The sequence below is a fragment of the Mycobacterium sp. NGS24 genome (assembly GCF_059813065.1).
This window is the reverse complement of the sequence record NZ_JCALDW010000005.1, coordinates 62,745-79,008: the sequence shown is the minus strand read 5'-3', so window position 1 is coordinate 79,008 and position 16,264 is coordinate 62,745. Positions and strand designations below refer to the sequence as shown.

Annotated in this window: 15 protein-coding genes, 1 tRNA gene and 1 pseudogene; 8 read left to right on the top strand and 9 right to left on the bottom strand. The window is 66.0% G+C overall.

Annotated elements, in window-relative coordinates; translation table 11 throughout:
* Positions 1–5: 5 nt before the first annotated feature.
* From AC5Y6Y_RS09410 to AC5Y6Y_RS09400, 3 genes and pseudogenes are all read left to right on the top strand, one after another.
* A complete protein-coding gene (locus AC5Y6Y_RS09410) occupies positions 6–1,265 on the top strand; it encodes an Nramp family divalent metal transporter (RefSeq protein WP_499924958.1) in 1,260 nt (419 codons plus the stop codon).
* A pseudogene (locus tag AC5Y6Y_RS09405) lies at positions 1,266–1,682 on the top strand (gamma-glutamylcyclotransferase family protein); the annotation flags it as partial. It abuts the gene before it with no gap.
* A 28-nt stretch (positions 1,683–1,710) separates the two neighbouring features.
* Positions 1,711–2,529 (top strand): LLM class F420-dependent oxidoreductase, encoded by an 819-nt coding sequence (locus AC5Y6Y_RS09400; protein WP_499929730.1) that lies wholly within the window; start codon positions 1,711–1,713, stop codon positions 2,527–2,529.
* Between the two features lie 74 nt (positions 2,530–2,603).
* On the opposite strand, the gene AC5Y6Y_RS09395 is transcribed toward AC5Y6Y_RS09400, so the two are convergent.
* Positions 2,604–4,121, bottom strand: coding sequence for a carotenoid oxygenase family protein (locus AC5Y6Y_RS09395; protein ID WP_463827364.1), 1,518 nt, complete (start codon positions 4,119–4,121; stop codon positions 2,604–2,606).
* A gap of 107 nt (positions 4,122–4,228) precedes the next feature.
* On the opposite strand from AC5Y6Y_RS09395, the gene AC5Y6Y_RS09390 reads away from it, so the two are divergent.
* Positions 4,229–4,789 carry a TetR/AcrR family transcriptional regulator gene (locus AC5Y6Y_RS09390; RefSeq protein WP_499924762.1) on the top strand — a complete coding sequence of 187 codons (561 nt, stop codon included), beginning with the start codon at positions 4,229–4,231 and terminating at the stop codon, positions 4,787–4,789.
* Positions 4,790–4,964: 175 nt separating this feature from the next.
* Positions 4,965–5,040, top strand: a tRNA-Arg gene (locus AC5Y6Y_RS09385).
* Between the two features lie 51 nt (positions 5,041–5,091).
* Here the strand turns inward: AC5Y6Y_RS09385 and AC5Y6Y_RS09380 are convergent.
* From AC5Y6Y_RS09380 to AC5Y6Y_RS09365, 4 genes are all read right to left on the bottom strand, one after another.
* On the bottom strand, positions 5,092–6,447 hold the full coding sequence (locus AC5Y6Y_RS09380; protein WP_499929727.1) for a DEAD/DEAH box helicase: 1,356 nt from the start codon (positions 6,445–6,447) through the stop codon (positions 5,092–5,094).
* Between the two features lie 264 nt (positions 6,448–6,711).
* Positions 6,712–7,470, bottom strand: coding sequence for a YoaK family protein (locus tag AC5Y6Y_RS09375; protein WP_499929725.1), 759 nt, complete (start codon positions 7,468–7,470; stop codon positions 6,712–6,714).
* 128 nt (positions 7,471–7,598) lie between these two features.
* Positions 7,599–8,747 (bottom strand): fatty acid desaturase family protein, encoded by a 1,149-nt coding sequence (locus tag AC5Y6Y_RS09370; protein ID WP_499929723.1) that lies wholly within the window; start codon positions 8,745–8,747, stop codon positions 7,599–7,601.
* Positions 8,748–8,757: 10 nt separating this feature from the next.
* The gene (locus tag AC5Y6Y_RS09365) at positions 8,758–9,885 is read right to left on the bottom strand and encodes a ferredoxin reductase (RefSeq protein WP_499929721.1); all 1,128 of its coding nucleotides are present in this window, start codon (positions 9,883–9,885) and stop codon (positions 8,758–8,760) included.
* A gap of 84 nt (positions 9,886–9,969) precedes the next feature.
* Here AC5Y6Y_RS09365 and AC5Y6Y_RS09360 point away from each other — a divergent pair, with 84 nt between their 5' ends.
* From AC5Y6Y_RS09360 to AC5Y6Y_RS09350, 3 genes are all read left to right on the top strand, one after another.
* Positions 9,970–11,160, top strand: coding sequence for a PucR family transcriptional regulator (locus AC5Y6Y_RS09360; RefSeq protein ID WP_499929719.1), 1,191 nt, complete (start codon positions 9,970–9,972; stop codon positions 11,158–11,160).
* 286 nt (positions 11,161–11,446) lie between these two features.
* Complete coding sequence (locus tag AC5Y6Y_RS09355) at positions 11,447–12,667, top strand: acetyl-CoA acetyltransferase (RefSeq protein WP_499929717.1); 1,221 nt, start codon at positions 11,447–11,449, stop codon at positions 12,665–12,667.
* A 2-nt stretch (positions 12,668–12,669) separates the two neighbouring features.
* Positions 12,670–14,193 carry a carotenoid oxygenase family protein gene (locus AC5Y6Y_RS09350; RefSeq protein WP_499929715.1) on the top strand — a complete coding sequence of 508 codons (1,524 nt, stop codon included), beginning with the start codon at positions 12,670–12,672 and terminating at the stop codon, positions 14,191–14,193.
* 43 nt (positions 14,194–14,236) lie between these two features.
* Here AC5Y6Y_RS09350 and AC5Y6Y_RS09345 read toward each other — a convergent pair whose 3' ends face one another.
* The 4 genes from AC5Y6Y_RS09345 to AC5Y6Y_RS09330 all read right to left on the bottom strand — a co-directional run bounded on the left by AC5Y6Y_RS09345 (position 14,237) and on the right by AC5Y6Y_RS09330 (position 16,216).
* Complete coding sequence (locus AC5Y6Y_RS09345; protein WP_499924777.1) at positions 14,237–14,671, bottom strand: hypothetical protein; 435 nt, start codon at positions 14,669–14,671, stop codon at positions 14,237–14,239.
* 39 nt (positions 14,672–14,710) lie between these two features.
* Complete coding sequence (locus tag AC5Y6Y_RS09340) at positions 14,711–15,484, bottom strand: VOC family protein (protein ID WP_499929713.1); 774 nt, start codon at positions 15,482–15,484, stop codon at positions 14,711–14,713.
* Between the two features lie 69 nt (positions 15,485–15,553).
* Positions 15,554–16,030: a type II toxin-antitoxin system Rv0910 family toxin gene (locus tag AC5Y6Y_RS09335; RefSeq protein WP_463827353.1), complete on the bottom strand. Its 477-nt coding sequence runs from the start codon at positions 16,028–16,030 to the stop codon at positions 15,554–15,556.
* 6 nt (positions 16,031–16,036) lie between these two features.
* On the bottom strand, positions 16,037–16,216 hold the full coding sequence (locus AC5Y6Y_RS09330) for an antitoxin (RefSeq protein ID WP_463827352.1): 180 nt from the start codon (positions 16,214–16,216) through the stop codon (positions 16,037–16,039).
* Positions 16,217–16,264: the final 48 nt, after the last annotated feature.

Here is a 16,264-nt window from a genome sequence, read left to right as displayed (position 1 = left end):
TTTTTATTCGGTCATGTGGATCAAGAAGGGGTGGTGAGTTGGCGCAGGTAACAACCACCCCGGGCAAGGCGAGCTGGTACCTGCTGGGTCCGGCGTTCGTTGCCGCGATCGCCTACGTCGACCCGGGTAACGTCGCCGCCAATGTCAGTTCGGGCAGCCAGTTCGGCTACCTGCTGCTGTGGGTCATCGTCGCGGCCAACGTGATGGCCGGGCTGGTCCAGTACCTTTCGGCCAAACTCGGCCTGGTGACCGGGCACTCGCTGCCCGAGGCGATCGGCCAGCGGATGGGGCGGCCGGCCCGACTGGTGTTCTGGGCACAGGCTGAGATCGTGGCCATGTCCACCGATGTCGCCGAGGTGATCGGCGGGGCCATCGCGTTGCGCATTCTGTTCGGTCTGCCGTTGCCGCTCGGTGGGCTAATCACCGGCGTGATCTCCCTGCTGTTGCTGATGATCAAAGACCGACGGGGCCAGCGCCTTTTCGAGGTGGTCATCACCGGGTTGTTGCTGGTGATCGCGCTGGGCTTCACCGCCAGTTTCTTCGTCGCCACCCCGCCGGCCGCCGACGTGCTGTCCGGGTTGGTGCCGCGCTTCCAGGGCACCGAAAGCGTGTTGCTGGCCGCAGCCATCCTGGGCGCCACCGTGATGCCGCACGCGGTGTACCTGCACTCCGGACTGGCGCGCGACCGGCACGGCCAACCCGACCCCGGCCCGCCCCGGCGCCGGATTCTGCGCATCACCCGCTGGGACGTGGGTGTGGCGATGGTGATCGCCGGCGGGGTGAATGCCGCAATGCTGCTGGTGGCCGCGTTGAACATGCGCGGCCACGGTGACGTCGGGTCTATCGACGCCGCCTACGCCGCGGTCCGCGACACCTTGGGCCCGAGCATCGCCGTGCTGTTCGCCCTCGGGCTGCTGGCCTCCGGTCTGGCTTCCTCGTCGGTGGGCGCCTACGCCGGGGCGATGATCATGCAGGGTTTGCTGAACTGGTCGGTCCCGATGCTGGTGCGCCGCCTCGTCACGGTGACTCCCGCGGTCGCACTGCTCGCGCTGCACGTCGACCCCACCCGCACCCTGGTGCTTTCCCAGGTGGTGCTGTCCTTCGGCATCCCGTTCGCGGTGCTGCCCCTGGTCAGGCTCACCGCCGACCGTGGGCTGATGGGTGTCGACGTCAACCACCGGGTCACCACCGTCATTGGCTGGGTGGTCGCAACGATGATTAGTCTGCTCAACGTGGTGCTGATCTATCTGACGGTGACCGGCTGAATGCCGGTCCGCCGGCACCCCTACTTCGCATACGGATCCAACCTGTGCGTACAGCAGATGGCGGCACGCTGTCCCGACGCAGGCCGCGCACAGCCGGCAGTGCTGTGCGACCACAACTGGTTGATCAACGAACGCGGAGTGGCCACCGTCGAGCCGCGGGCCGGCGGCGAAGTACACGGCGTGCTGTGGTGGCTGTCCGACTACGACCTGGCGCGCCTGGACAGCGCCGAAGGAGTGCCGGTGCGCTACCGGCGGGACCAGCTGACCGTGCAGACCCGCGGCGGACCGGCACCGGCCTGGGTGTACATCGACCCGCGGGTGACGACCGGCCCGCCGCGGCAGGGCTACCTGCCGCGCATCCTCGACGGCGCCGTCCACCACGGCCTGCCGCAACATTGGATCGACTTCCTGCGCCAGGTTTCTTCGGACTAGATGGAGGTTATTGGTGGCCAAGGATTTTCGCTTCGGGTTGAGCATGCGTTTCTTCAAGTCCCGCGATGCGCTGGTGGACACCGCCCGGCGTGCCGAAGATAACGGATTCGACATCCTCTGTGTGCCAGACCACCTCGGCGCCGCAGCACCCTTCCCGACGTTGACCGCGGTCGCCATGGTCACCGCCAGGCTGCGGCTGAGTATGTACGTGCTCAATGCCGCCTTCTACAAGCCGGCCCTGTTGTCGCGCGACCTGGGTGGGCTCGATCTGATCAGCGGGGGGCGGCTCGAGGTGGGCCTCGGAACCGGTTATGTGCGAGAGGAATTCGAGGCCGCCGAGTTGCCGTATCCCAGTGCCGGGGCACGGGTCGATTACCTCGGGCACATGACGAGGTATCTGAGCGAGCACCACCCGCAGATGCCTATCCTGATCGCCGGCAACGGAGACCGGGTGTTGACGTTGGCCGCGCGGCACGCGCACATCATCGGGCTGACCGGAGCCCGGGTGCGCGATGTCGAGGACCCGTTGGCCGAACGGGTCGAGTTCGTCCGTGCCGCAGCCGGCGACCGCTTCGACTCGCTGGAATTGAATCTGGCGGTCACGTCGATGCCTCGGGACGGCGAAACTCAACCCGACTTGGCGATGACGCGCCGGTACACACCGGGCCTGTCCGACGAAGAACTGCTGGCGTTGCCCTCAGTGCTCAGCGGGTCGCCACGCGAGATCGCCGACACGTTGCGGCAATACCGCGATATCTACGGAATCACGTCTATTACCGTGCAGGACAACAACATTGAGAACTTCTCCAAGGTGATCGCCGAATTGCGCTGAACGCTGCACGGCCATGACCGCCGTCCCCGACCGTGGATATCGCGGCACGACACGCCGAGTCGGCGGCGCGCCGTTCACGCTGGGCGCCGCCGCGGCACGAAGTTGCCGTGGAATCCCTGCGGGATGTGCTGGGTGAGTTGGGCGCTGGCGATCGGGCCACGGCCGGGGTCCCTGGCGTCGAAGATGACCAGCCGGGACACGTGTTGGCCGGCCTGGTACTCCACGGTCAACAACCAGCCGTCGTCCTCGCTGTCCGCCTGCGGACGGGGCACGAAAACCGGTTCGCAGAAACTGTTTCCGGGCCCGGCGGCGGTGAACGTCGTCTCAGTACCGTCGTCGAGGTCGAGTTTGGTGACGGAGTCGTACAGCGACGACAGCTCCCGGCGGGTGTTGAGATATGCGTAGCGGTACGGGCGGCCCTCGCGGTCCGGATGGTGACGCGGAAACTCACAGACGCTGTTGCTCAACCTATCTCGGATGACGCGGCCCGACCTGGTGAGACGGAACCGGGTGAATTCCGACGGCGACCCACGCAGCGGCGTGGTCTGGAACCGCGCGATGCTACGCAATAGGCGCGGGTTCTCGTAGGTGATGACGTCGACGACGACGTCGTCGCCGTCGTCGTAGGCGTTGCTGAGGTGAAATTGCAGCACCGCCGGTGTGTCGATGTGACGGATCCGGCCGCCGTCGCGCGGCACCAGGATGAAGGCGCTTCCCCGTTCCGGCCGGTAACACAACGCATCGCCGATCGGCTTGCGGCCCAGCCCGATGTCCAGCAGATTGGCGACTATCGGCGAAACCAGGAAGACCAGGTAGCGCTGCGTGATGGCGAAATCGTGCACCATCGCCAGATAGGGCAACCGGGCCGATCGCTCATGTCGCAGGGCGCCTCGCGGATCGGCGCGGTAGATGCGCAGGTGCGGCCGCGGCAGGAATTCGACACCGAAGTTGAACATGTCACCGCTGTCCGGACAGACGCTGGGATGCGCCGAAAACGTCGCCATCGGGCGTAGTTGCCCGTCGAATCGGCATACCCCGACCGTCTCCAACGATTCGGGATCGATCTCGTAGGGAGCGCCGCCTTCCCAGAGCGCATAGATGTGCCCGGCATGCTCGATCACGTTGGTATTGGCCAGGTTTGGTGGCGTCTTCGCAATATTCGCTCGCCAACCGCCCGGCGCTGCGGTGCCGAGATGGGTGGTTCCGGACCTGCCCCGGTAGTGGCGGGTACGCACGTAGCGGTTTCGATAGTGGACACCGCCGTCGCCAATGGTGAAGGCGGAGAGCATGCCGTCGCCGTCGAAGAGGTGGTGAAGTGGTCGGCCGGCGTGGTCCTCCCAGCGTCCGGGACCGTTGCGGTACAGGGTGCCACGTAGGTCCGGAGGGATGGTCCCCTCGACGTCCTCCACCTGGTAGTCGTATTCGGTGTACTGCGGTTCGCTGACGCCGAGACTGAGCAGGTCTGCGCTGGACAGCGCTGCGAGTCGGTCGGTGGCCTGCGCCTTTTCACCTGGTGACAGCGACGCCAGGTAGCGGCGCAGCGCCGGCAAGTCCGTCAGGTCGAGGTCGGGCGTCTGCGTCGAGTTGACCACCAGGCAGACTCCTCGCTGCTAGTTACTGAGACTGATGTCGACGCTAGTCTCAGCAGGAGTGGCCGTCAACAGTCCGCCACCGGTGTCCTGCGGTACAAATACCGGTGATGGCCTCAACCCGTTCGTCCGAATCCCTGCGACAGGCGACGCTGGTATTGATCGCCGAAAGCGGCATCGATTCCCTGACCCTGAGCCAGGTGGCTGCGCGCGCGGGCGTCTCCCGCGCCACCGCTTATCGCGAATTCGGCGACAAAGACGGATTGATCTCCGCGGTGGCCCAGCACGAAATTCAGCACATGGCCGTCGATGTGATGACCAGGGTCGGTACGGACGCGGATCCGATGACGATAGTCTCGTCGACCGTCCTTGCGGCGCTGCGGTACCTGCGAGACCACGCCGCCTTCAGCTATGTGCGCGACCACGAACCGCACTGGTTGCTGCAGGCAGTGCTTCGGATCGGCGACGCGAGGCTGAACGTCGTCCAGACCGTAGCTGCCACCGTGGCCCCGGCGATTGCCGCCACCGAATACCCGCGTCCCTTATTGCCGGCCATGCAGGCGGCCGAAATCATCGTTCGCACAGTGCTTTCACACACGCTGATCGAACGCAGCACGCTGACCGACGACGAGGTCGCCGCCGCGGTGACACGCGCGATCACCGTCGGTTGAACCGGCCCGGTTCGTCGCCGGCGGTGTCTGAGGTGCGGACGGGCTGCGCCGACCCGGCAGCGCTACGACGCCCGCTGGCGGTACGCTGAGGCCGCACGCCGCGATGCGAACGTCGCGGAGTGCCGCAACGCAAATCGATCAGTCGGGCGTTTGCCGCCAGTCCGACGGTCGCCCCGCCCTCGTAGCTCAGGGGATAGAGCACGGCTCTCCTAAAGCCGGTGTCGCAGGTTCGAATCCTGCCGGGGGCACCAAATGTCGGTATCGCGTTGCGCGACAGGCGCTAACGTGTCGAGGTCCGCGCCTCACCGGGCTTGTTGCGGACGCACCGCCCGACGCCGCCGAGCGCCCTGACGGCTGACCGCCTCGGTACTCACCGTCCCCTGGACACGATGCGGCGACCTGCGCTGCTGCGGAGTCGCGGACCGCCGCCTGCGGGACCCACCACTCTTGGGAGCCTGCACTGCCACCGGTGCCGCCGGAACGAACGGCCGTAACGGGGCAACCTCACCCACCAGGGCATGCACCGGCGCGGAATCAACGGTGACTTGTTGCGGCCGTACGTCGATACCCGCCTTACGCATCAACAACTGGTGTTCTCTGCGCTGTTCAGGAAGCACCACGGTGACCACGTCGCCGGCGTTGCCGGCGCGCGCGGTACGACCGGAGCGGTGCAGATAGGCCTTGTGGTCGGCGGGCGGATCCACATGCACGACGAGTTCCACCGCGTCCACGTGCACGCCCCGCGCTGCGATGTCGGTGGCCACCAGGACGCGCGCCGCGCCGGTGGTGAAAGCTGCCAGGTTGCGGTCCCGCGCAGGCTGAGACAGGTTGCCGTGCAGGTCAACTGAAGGCACGCCGGCCTCCGTGAGCTGCTTGGCCAGTTTCCGGGCCTGATGCTTGGTCCGCATGAACAACACCCTGCGGCCGTTGCCGGAGGCAAGTCGATGCACGAGCTCTCTTTTGGCTGTCACGCCATCGACGTGGAACACGTGATGGGTCATGGCTGGTACCGGCGAGTCGGCAGCATCGACACTGTGTGTCACCGGGTTGCGGAGGAATCGCCGGACGAGTTTGTCGACGTCGTTGTCCAGCGTCGCCGAGAACAACATCCGGTGGCCGTCCGCCGGCGTCGCGGCCAGAATGCGCGTGACGGCCGGCAGGAAACCCAGGTCGGCCATGTGGTCGGCCTCGTCGAGCACCGTGACCGCGACCGCATCGAGACTGACCAGCCGTTGCTTCATCAGGTCTTCGAGTCGGCCCGGGCACGCGACGACGATGTCGATGCCGCCCCGTAGGGCTGCCACCTGCCGGCCTTGGGGCACCCCACCGAAGATCGTGGTGACCTTCAGTCGGTGTGCGGCTGCCAACGGTTCGAGGACCGCGGCGATCTGGGAGGCCAATTCCCGGGTGGGCGCGAGCACCAGTCCTCGTGGTCCGCGGGACGGGCGCTGCTGGGCCACTCGCTCCACCAGCGGAATGGAGAAGGCCAGTGTCTTACCGCTTCCGGTCTTGCCGCGACCGAGCGCGTCCCGACCGGCCAGCGTATCGGGAAGCGTCGCAACCTGAATGGGAAACGCAGTGGTGATGCCGCCGGCCGCGAGCGCGCGGACAATCGGCTCGCCGACACCGAGGTCGGCGAAGGATGGAGTTGTCGTCATAGGAGAGTGCTTTCAGAGTCTTCGGTTCGGACCGAGGTGGCGAGATTGCCGGTGGGCAAAATCGATCGCCGCAATAGCGCCGAAGCGGTTGCCCGGCAACTACGTTCAAAGCTTCGAGGGCTGGATGATTGGATAAACCCAGTTTCGCCAGCGAGAGAACGGTCTACGACGCGCAGGCGATTGGCACGTCAGACGGTTAACTGCACGCTATCACGATGCCCACGCCCGGCCTGCGGTAGGTAAGCATTGTCACAGCCGGTCCGCTCAGTTGGCCGGGACCGATTCGACGGCGTCGTCGCGCTGGTCATCGCGATAACTGCGGCTGTACAGCACGCTGGCGACCGCTACCGCGACGCAGGAGGCCGCCGGTATCAGCAGGGCGTGCACGCCTATCCGGGCGCCGAACAGCAGCCCGATCACGCCACCGGCGAGAAACAGCAACAGCGTGGTGGACAGGATCGCCGCCTTCCACTTGTCGATTCCGTGCTCGCGACTGCGGCCGAGCAGCAGCCCGAGGTCGGTCACGGTTCCGGTGAAATGGGTGGTGCGCACCGACATTCCGCGGATGCTCGATGTCAAACCGTTCTGCAGGCCGAGTGCCGCGGCCGCCAGCATCGCCTGCACGGACGCGGGCTCGATGGGGGTCGCGGCAATGAAATCTTTGATCGGGCGCAACTCCACCCCCACCACGGCGAGCACCAGCAGCACCGCCTCGAGAATGAGCAACACGGCATGCCGTCGACCGGTGAGAGCCTGGGTGGGCGCCAGCAGCACCCCCGCGAGCGTGGCGCCGCCCAGGAATCCGACCAGAATGGCGACCAGGATGTAGCCCTCATAGAGCCACGGGTTGGCGGTTTTCATGCCCAGCTGGGTCGTTACTGCTGTGAGATTGCCCACCGGGAAGGCCAGGATCAGCAACGCCACCGCGTTGACGAAGCCAGCGATCAGCGCCAGAACCGCGGTGTAGCCCAGCGTCAGCCCACGCGGCGGCGACCCGGACTCCCGGGTTTTGGACTGCGGCATTACTGATGCATACCCGGTGGTGCCGTCCGGTGAAACACCGCCGCCTGGCGAACTCGCTAGCCCAGGGACGAAACCATAAGCCACCCTTGTGTTTTCGTCGCAGGTATTTCCTCGAGCTCAGGGTCGACCTAGGCGGCCCGACCGACCGGACGCGGACTGCCGACATTCAACTCGCCGGCGATGGTCCGCACTGCTCGGCGCGGGAAATCGTTGGGCAACGAGAGCTTGAAGACCTTCTTCCACGCCGACGCCACCTGACGCGGCAGGCTACCGGTGGTGTAGGTGAGCCCGTAACGCTCGAACAACTCCTGCACCTTCGGTGCGATCTCCTGGTAGCGATTGCTGGGCAGGTCGGGGTACAGGTGGTGCTCGATCTGAAAGGACAGGTTGCCGGTCATGAAGTGCAGGAAGGCATTCCCGCTGATGTTCGCCGAACCCAGCATCTGGCGCAGGTACCACTGACCGTGGGTTTCGCCGTCGATGGACGACTTTTCGTAGGTCTGCACGCCGTCCGGGAAGTGCCCGCACATGATCACCGAATGGGTCCACCAGTTGCGGATCAGGTTGGCGGTCAGGTTTGCGGTCAACGTCGTCACCGCTGCGGGTCCGGACAACAGCGGGTGCAATACATAGTCGCGGGTCAGGTGCTTGCGCACTTTGGCCAGCACCTGCCTGCCCTGGCGGCGGAACTCGTCCTTGTCGCTGCGGCCTTGCAGATACTTGCCGATCTCCAGATCGTAAGCGGCGATCCCGTATTGGAACAGGCAGGCGTTGATGAAGTTCCACAACGGCTGGGCCAAGTAGAACGGCTTCCACCGCTGATTCTCGTCGACCCGCATGATGCCGTAACCGAGGTCGTGGTCCTTGCCCAGCACGTTGGTGTAGGTGTGGTGCACCTCGTTGTGCGAGTGCTTCCACATGGACGCCGGCGATGCGTTGTCCCATTCCCAGGTGGTGGAATGAATCTTGGGATCACGCATCCAATCCCACTGTCCGTGCATCACGTTGTGTCCGATTTCCATGTTCTCCACGATCTTGGAAATCGCCAGGCCGGCCGTGCCGATCACCCAGGCCGGCGTAAACAGCGAGAACAACAGTATTGCGCGACTGGCGAGTTCGAGTCTGCGCTGACCGGTGATGACCCGGCGGATATAGGCGGCGTCCCGTTCGCCGCGGCTGGCCAGGATGTGTTCGCGGATCGCGTCGAGTTCGCGGCCCAGCTCCTCGATGTCGCGGTCGGACAGGTGAGCGGTCGGGTCGGTCTGGGACACAGTCATATTGGCTCCTCTAAAGTTCGAGCTCGCAAGCGCCGGCGGCAGCTGACACGCAGGTCTGGACCTGCACCCGGGATCCGGGGTCGCCGCCGTCGTCGGTGGCCATGGTGATCGCGCCGTTACGCAGATCGCGTACGGCACCCTTGTTGAGGGGGACGACGCAGCCGAAGCAGATGCCCATCCGGCACCCGGAAGGCATCAGCTCTCCGGCCCGCTCCCCGGCGTCGAGCAACGTCTGGGAACCGTCGGCCTGCACGACCCTGCCGCTCTTGGCGAATGTGACGGTGCCACCTTCTCCGGTGGCGACGACGGCCGGGCGGAATCGTTCGATGTGCAGCCGGTCGGGGATCCCGTCAGCGGCCCAACGCTGCTGGATCGCGTCGAGCAACCCGGCTGGACCGCACGCCCAGGTGTGGCGCTCGGATAAGTCCGGGACCACCTCGGCCAAGCGCGCCACGTCCAGCTTTCCGTCGGTGTCGGTGTGCCTCTCCACCAAGCGAATTCGGCCCTGCCGCGCCAGCATCCGCAGATCCCAGCCGAAGATGACGTCGTCGGCCGTGGGTACCGAATGCACCACCACGATGTCGGGGCTGCCGTCACCGACGTCGGCCATGTTGCGCAACATCCCCATCACCGGTGTGATGCCGCTGCCCGCGGTCAGGAACAGAATCTTGGCGGGCGGCCGATCGCCGAGGGTGAAATCACCGGCAGCCCGGTCGAGGTGGATGACGGTGCCGACGGTGGTGCGCCGCACCAGATGGTTGCTGACGACGCCACCCGGGATGGCCTTCACGGTGATCGCGAAGCAGCCGTCCCGCCGGTGAATCGTGGAGGTCAGCGAGTAGGCCCGCCACTGTCGCACGCCGTCGACATCGACCCCGACCCGCACGTACTGACCGGGCAGGTGCGAGCGCCAGCCCCGACCGGGCTTGATCACCAGGCTGGCGGCGTCGCGCGTTTCTGGGTTGATCGCGACGATCCGACCCCGCAGCGTCGTAGCCGAGCGGAGCGGGTCGATGACGTCGAGGTAATCGGCCGGGACCAGCGGCGTGGCGAGCGGCATCGCGATCCGCTCGGCAAACTTCATCACCCGCGAACGCAATGCACCGCCGACGTTGGGTCGAAGCGCCGTGATTGTCATGACTCCATCGTCGTTGTGCCTAGATGTAAAGTCTTGACTCACCTGAGTGAATATTCAGGACATATTTGTTCGAAAGGAACAATCTTGCCGGATCTGTCCCCCCGCCTGACCGGGCTGCACCTGGACGAGCCCGTGGTCAGAGCGTTGGAAGCGACGTTGCCGGCCATGGCCGAGCGAACAGTGACAGCGATCACCATTGAAGTGCCCAGTTATGCCCGCGCGTTCAGCGGGCGGATGGGCCAGAACATCGAGGACGCGGTGCAGACCTCGCTGGGCGTCTTCCTGCGCCTGGTGACCCGGGCAGACGACGCCGATCCCGGTCCGCCGCTGTCGCCCGCGCTCGATGGTGCCTATGAGCTCGGTCGCGGGGAGGCGCGCCAAGGCCGCTCGATCGATGCCCTGCTGTCAGCTTTCCGGGTGGGTGCGCGGGTGGCCTGGCGCGAGTTGTCCACGACCGCAGTGGCAGCCGGTGTGCCCGCAGACACTATCGCCAGATTCGCCGAATTGGTGTTCGCCTACATCGACGAACTGTCCGCGTCCAGCGTGTCCGGCCACGCCGACGAATTGGCGACATCGGGACGCGTTCGACAGCGCTACCTCGAACGGCTGGCCCAGGATCTGCTGGTCGGCCAACCCGAGTCGACTCTGCTCGCCGATGCAGAGATGGCGGGCTGGCAGCCGGCCGACACGCTGACAGCCGTGCTGCTGCCGCAGACCCAGACGCGCGGTCTGGCCGCGCAGTTCGGCCAGTCGACGCTGCAATTGTCCGAGGACCTGCCCGGGGTGGACAGGTCAGAAGCCCTGGCAGTGTTGCTGGTGCCAGACATGGCGGGAATCCAGCGACGTCACCTGCTGTCGGCAGTGACGAACCGCAGGGCCGTGGTGGGGCCGGCGCGACCGTGGCATCGCGTCCAGGTGTCCTACCAGCGCACGCTGCAGGCCCGCACGCTGGTGAGCACCCACACCGCGGTCGACACCGACGACCACCTGGTGGAAATCGTGCTCGGCGCCGACCCGGAAGCTGCTGACGATCTCAGCGTCCGCGTCCTGGCACCGCTGTCCGGGCTGTCGCCGAACACCGCCGCACGGCTCACCGAGACGCTCCGTTCTTGGGTGCTGAACCAGGGTCGGCGCGAGGCGATGGCCGCCGATCTGTTCGTCCACGCCCAGACCGTTCGCTATCGGATGACCCAACTTCGCGAACTGTACGGCGACCGGCTCAGCGACCCCCGCACCGTGCTGGAGCTGACCGTCGCCCTCGGCGGACACGCGTAATCCCTTGCCATAGCAGCAGATACCAGCGTTCCGCCTTGAAGGTCGGCAGACCAACTGCACCGGCACCCCGATGCGAGTTCGTTAGCCAGAGAAATCACCCAACATGTTTGTCAATCGACATTGCTGGCAATGACCCAAAAGAGGTGGGCATATCGGCCGGCCAATATGCCCACCGAGGTCCCGTCGGTTCAGCCCGAGAGCCGACGGGACCGCTTTAATTTTCGGCCCCTTCGTCGGGTCGGGCGAAGCCCCGATCAGGTTCTGCACGCGGGAGTACCGTGCCGGTATGGACGGTGTCACCGGCGTGTGGGTTCTGGGCGGCTACCAGAGCGACTTCGCTCGCAACCTCACCCGGGAGCGGCGTGACTTCGCCGCCCTGACCGCCGAGGTGGTGCGCGCCACGCTGGCTGCGGCGCGGTTGACGGCGGCCGACATTGGCGTCGTGCACGTCGGGAACGCATTCGGCGAGATGTTCGCCGCCCAGGGCCACCTGGGTGCCATGCCGGCCACGGTGTGCGACGGGCTGTGGGACACACCCGCCTCCCGGCACGAGGCCGCGTGCGCCTCAGGCAGCATCGCCGCCCTAGCGGCGATCGCCGACCTGCGATCCGGGGCCTACGACACCGCGCTCGTGGTCGGGCTGGAATTGGAAAAGACCGTTCCGGGCGATACCGCCGCGCAGTACCTCGGCGCGGCAGCCTGGACCGGGCATGAAGGGGCCGAGGCGCGCTACCTGTGGCCCTCGATGTTCGCGCAGGTCGCCGATGAATACGACCGGCGGTACGGGTTGGACGACACGCATCTGCGGGCACTCGCCCAACTCAACTTCGCCAATGCGCGTCGCAATCCGAACGCCCAGACCCGCGACTGGGCCGTCCCGAACCCGATCACCGACGACGACGAATCCAACCCGGTGACCGAGGGCCGGTTACGCAGGTTCGACTGCAGCCAGTTGACCGACGGTGGCGCGGGTGTGGTGCTGGTCAACGATGCCTACCTGCGCAAGCACCCGGCGGCCCGGCCGATCGGGCGAATCGACGGCTGGGGGCATCGCACCGTCGGCCTGGGACTGCGGCAGAAACTGGACCGTGCGGCCGAGGATCCCTACGTGCTGCCGCACGTGCGGTCGGCGGTGCTCGACGCGCTGCGCCGCGCACAGGTGAGCCTCGACGAGGTCGACGGGTTCGAGGTGCACGACTGCTTCACACCTAGCGAATACCTGGCCATCGACCACATCGGGCTGACGGGGCCGGGTGAATCGTGGAAGGCGATCGAGAACGGCGACATCGAGATCGGTGGCCGGCTGCCGATCAACCCCAGTGGCGGCTTGATCGGTGGGGGGCACCCGGTCGGGGCGTCCGGGGTGCGGATGTTGCTGGACGCCGCCAAACAGGTCAGCGACGCAGCCGGCGACTACCAGGTGGAAGGCGCGCGGAGATTCGGCACCCTCAACTTCGGGGGCAGCACCGCTACCACGGTCAGTTTCGTTGTCAGCAAAGGCGTTTGACGATGGATGTGGACATCGTCGGGAAATATCTGTCGACGCTGCCCGAGGACGATGACCACCCGTACCGCACGGGTCCGTGGCGACCGCAGACCACCGAATGGGATGCCGACGACCTGACTGTGGTCGAAGGTGCGATTCCCCGCGACTTGGACGGCATCTATCTGCGTAACACCGAGAATCCGTTGCACCCGACGTTCAAGACCTATCACCCGTTCGACGGCGACGGCATGCTGCACGTCGTGGGGTTCCGCGACGGCACCGCCTTCTACCGCAACCGGTTCATCAAGACAACCGGATTCCTCGCAGAAAATGAAGCGGGTGAACCGCTTTGGCCCGGACTGGCAGAGCCGGTGCAGTTCGCCAAGCGGGAAACGGGTTGGGGTGCACGGGGGTTGATGAAAGACGCGTCCAGCACCGATGTGATCGTGCACCGCGGCGTCGCGTTGACCAGCTTCTACCAGTGCGGTGACCTGTACCGGGTGGACCCCCGCTCGGGAAACACGCTGGGCAAAGAGAACTGGAACGGCGCCTTTCCGTCCGACTGGGGGGTGTCGGCACATCCCAAGGTGGACAGCACCACCGGCGAACTGCTGTTCTTCAACTACAGCAAGCAGGATCCGTATCTGCGATACGGCGTGGTCGACGCGAACAACGATCTGGCTCACTACGTCGACATCCCGCTGCCCGGCCCGCGGCTCCCGCACGACATGGCGTTCACCGAAAACTACGCCATCCTCAACGATTTCCCGCTGTTCTGGGATCCCCGGTTGCTCGAGCATCAGGTCCACCTGCCGCGCTTCTACCCGGACATGCCGTCGCGGTTCGCCGTGATACCACGCCGCGGCGACACTGCCGACATCCGCTGGTTCGAGGCCGACCCGACGTTCGTGTTGCATTTCACCAATGCCTACGAGGACGGCGACGAGATCGTGCTGGACGGCTTCTTCGAAGGGGCTCCGCAACCGCTGGAGAGCGGTGCCGGGCCAAGCGGCAAGTGGGAGAAACTGTTTCGCTTCCTCGCTCTGGATCGCATGGAGGCCCGCCTACACCGGTGGCGGTTGAATCTGGTCACCGGCCAGGTGCGGGAAGGTCCGCTGTCCGAGTCGATCACCGAGTTCGGGATGATCAACGCCGACTACCTGACCCGCGACTACCGCTACGTGTATGCGGCCAGCGGCAAACCCGGTTGGTTCCTGTTCGACGGGCTGGTCAAACACGATCTGCGTACCGGCAATGAGGAGCGGTTCGACTTCGGCGACGGTGTGTACGGCAGCGAAACCGCCATGGCACCACGGGTGGGCGGTGCCGGTGAGGACGACGGGTACCTGGTGACGTTGACAACCGACATGAACGCCGACGCATCGTATTGCCTGGTGTTCGACGCGGCCCGGGTCAGCGCCGGACCCGTCTGCAAACTCGCACTGCCCGAACGTGTTTCCAGCGGCACGCATTCGACGTGGGTGGCCGGTGCGGAGCTCCGCCGGTGGGACGATGTGGAGTCGGCAGCATCAGCGATCGGGCTGTGAGCCTCGTCGGGTTCTCCTGCGAATCGGTGATGTCACCGCCGGACTACCGTTCGGACCGACCCCCCAACGTCGCCGCGACCACCGCCCACAGTGCGCACACCACCGCGCCGGCAGCAGCGCCCGCTGCGACGTAGAGCCCGTACTCGGCCGATACCTGCGCGCTGACATTGCGCTGGTAGTAAAGCACCAGCGAGCCACTGATGAGCAATGAAATCACAAGTGCTGCAACCGAAGCCGCCCGCGCCGACAAATCCCGGCCAACCATCGCACCGGCCACCAACAGCGCCGAGGCCAGCAACACGATGAGCTGGCCGGCGCCGAATCCGCGCGGCAGCTCCAGGCTGCCGTGGGTGCCGCCGATCGCGTTCGCCCAGCCGCCGCCGTTGACCTTCGTCGTCAACCACGGCATCCAGGTGCTGGCCGAGAGCACCACGGCACACAAGGCCACCATCCAGCCGGGGCGCGGGCGGCGACTCATGGGTGCGAGGTTATCCGACGCGATCCGCGCCGCCGGGTGTCAGCCCTGCAGCGACGACAAGTTGAACCCTGCACCGGTGTGGTCGGTGACAGCGGCGAGTCGCCCGTAGGGGGTGTCCTCGGCCGGCCGCACCACCGCCCCACCCTGGTCGACGACCATCTGCAGGGTTTTGTCGACATCCTCCGCGCCGAAGAAAATGCTCCACTGCGACGGCGTGCCCGCGGGCAGGACCGCAGCGCCGTCCATCACACCGAGCAGCTGTTGATCACCGAACCACGCGGTGGTGTAACGGAATTCGTCGGTGTCGCTTTCCTGCTGAGTGTGCCAGCCGAAGACCTCGCGGTAGAAGTCGACGGCGGCGCGATAGTCGCGGGTGGTCAACTGATGCCAGACCGGAGCGCCGGCCTCGCCGATCACCTCGAAACCGCGGTGCTCGAGGGGTTGCCACAAACCCAGGGTCGCCCCCGACGGGTCAGTGCCCACGGCCATGAAGCCCTGGTCGGGCACCTCCATCGGTTCCAGGCATCCCTGGCCACCGGCGGCCTTCAGCGCCGCGACGCCGGCCTGGATATCGGCGGTGTGGAAGTACGTGGCCCAGGTGTCGGGCATCTGCCATTCCGGGTTGTTGGCCATCATGCCCGCGACCGGGCGACCGTCCTTGGCGGCGTTGATGTAACCGCCGTAGTCGGGTCCGGCGGACTCGAAGGTCCAGCCGAACACGGTGCCGTAGAAGTCCTGGGCGCGGTCGACGTCCGATGTCGTCAGGTCGATCCAGCAGGGGGCGCCCAGCGGGGCGTCGGTACGGGTTGGCACGAGTTTCCTCCTCGGTCGGTTGGGGGTCGCAAGTAGTGACTCGGCCCGACCCGGAAACTCATCGACAGCTCAGCGCTGCGCGACTCGATCGCCGTTCATACCTGGGTCGGGACGGGTGAACACCCGGACGAAATTCTGCAACGAGTCCCGGATGTCGCTGCGCAGTGCCGCAGCCACCACCATGCCGATCGGTCCGAACAGAGCCGGGCCGCCGAGGTGCACGTCGAAGCTGACCACGGAGGTCCCGTCGTCTTTGGGTGCGACCTTGGCGATCAGCTTGACCTTCACACCGCCCACGCCGTCACCGTTGAGCGTCATGCCTTCCGGCGGCTTGTAGCGCACGATCGTCCATTTGATCCGGTTGGTCATCCCCTTGACCTCGACGTATGACTCGAGGACCGTGCCCTTCTCGATCACCTCGGGCAGCTTGCTGCGCCAGACCTTGTGGATGGTCAGCCAGTCCTTGTACCGCGTCAGGTCCGAGGCGTGCCGCCACGCCTCGTCGGGCGAAAGCGGGACGTCGATGGCCCCGGAAAGTTTCGCCATCTGCCGCTAGCCCTGCCGGCCGCCGGGGCCGGCCGCCTTCTTGGCCCCCTCCTGCACCTTGTGGATGGTGTCGGAGTATTTGTGCTGCGTCTTTTCGTTCACGAAATCGCCGGCCTTGTCGATCACGGTCTCGACCTTGTCGGCGTTCTGCGACAGCAGGTCCTTGGCTTTGTCGATGAATCCCATGCCATTTCCCTTTCCCAGGGTCTCCTCCCCGGGGAAACCCTGATTCGC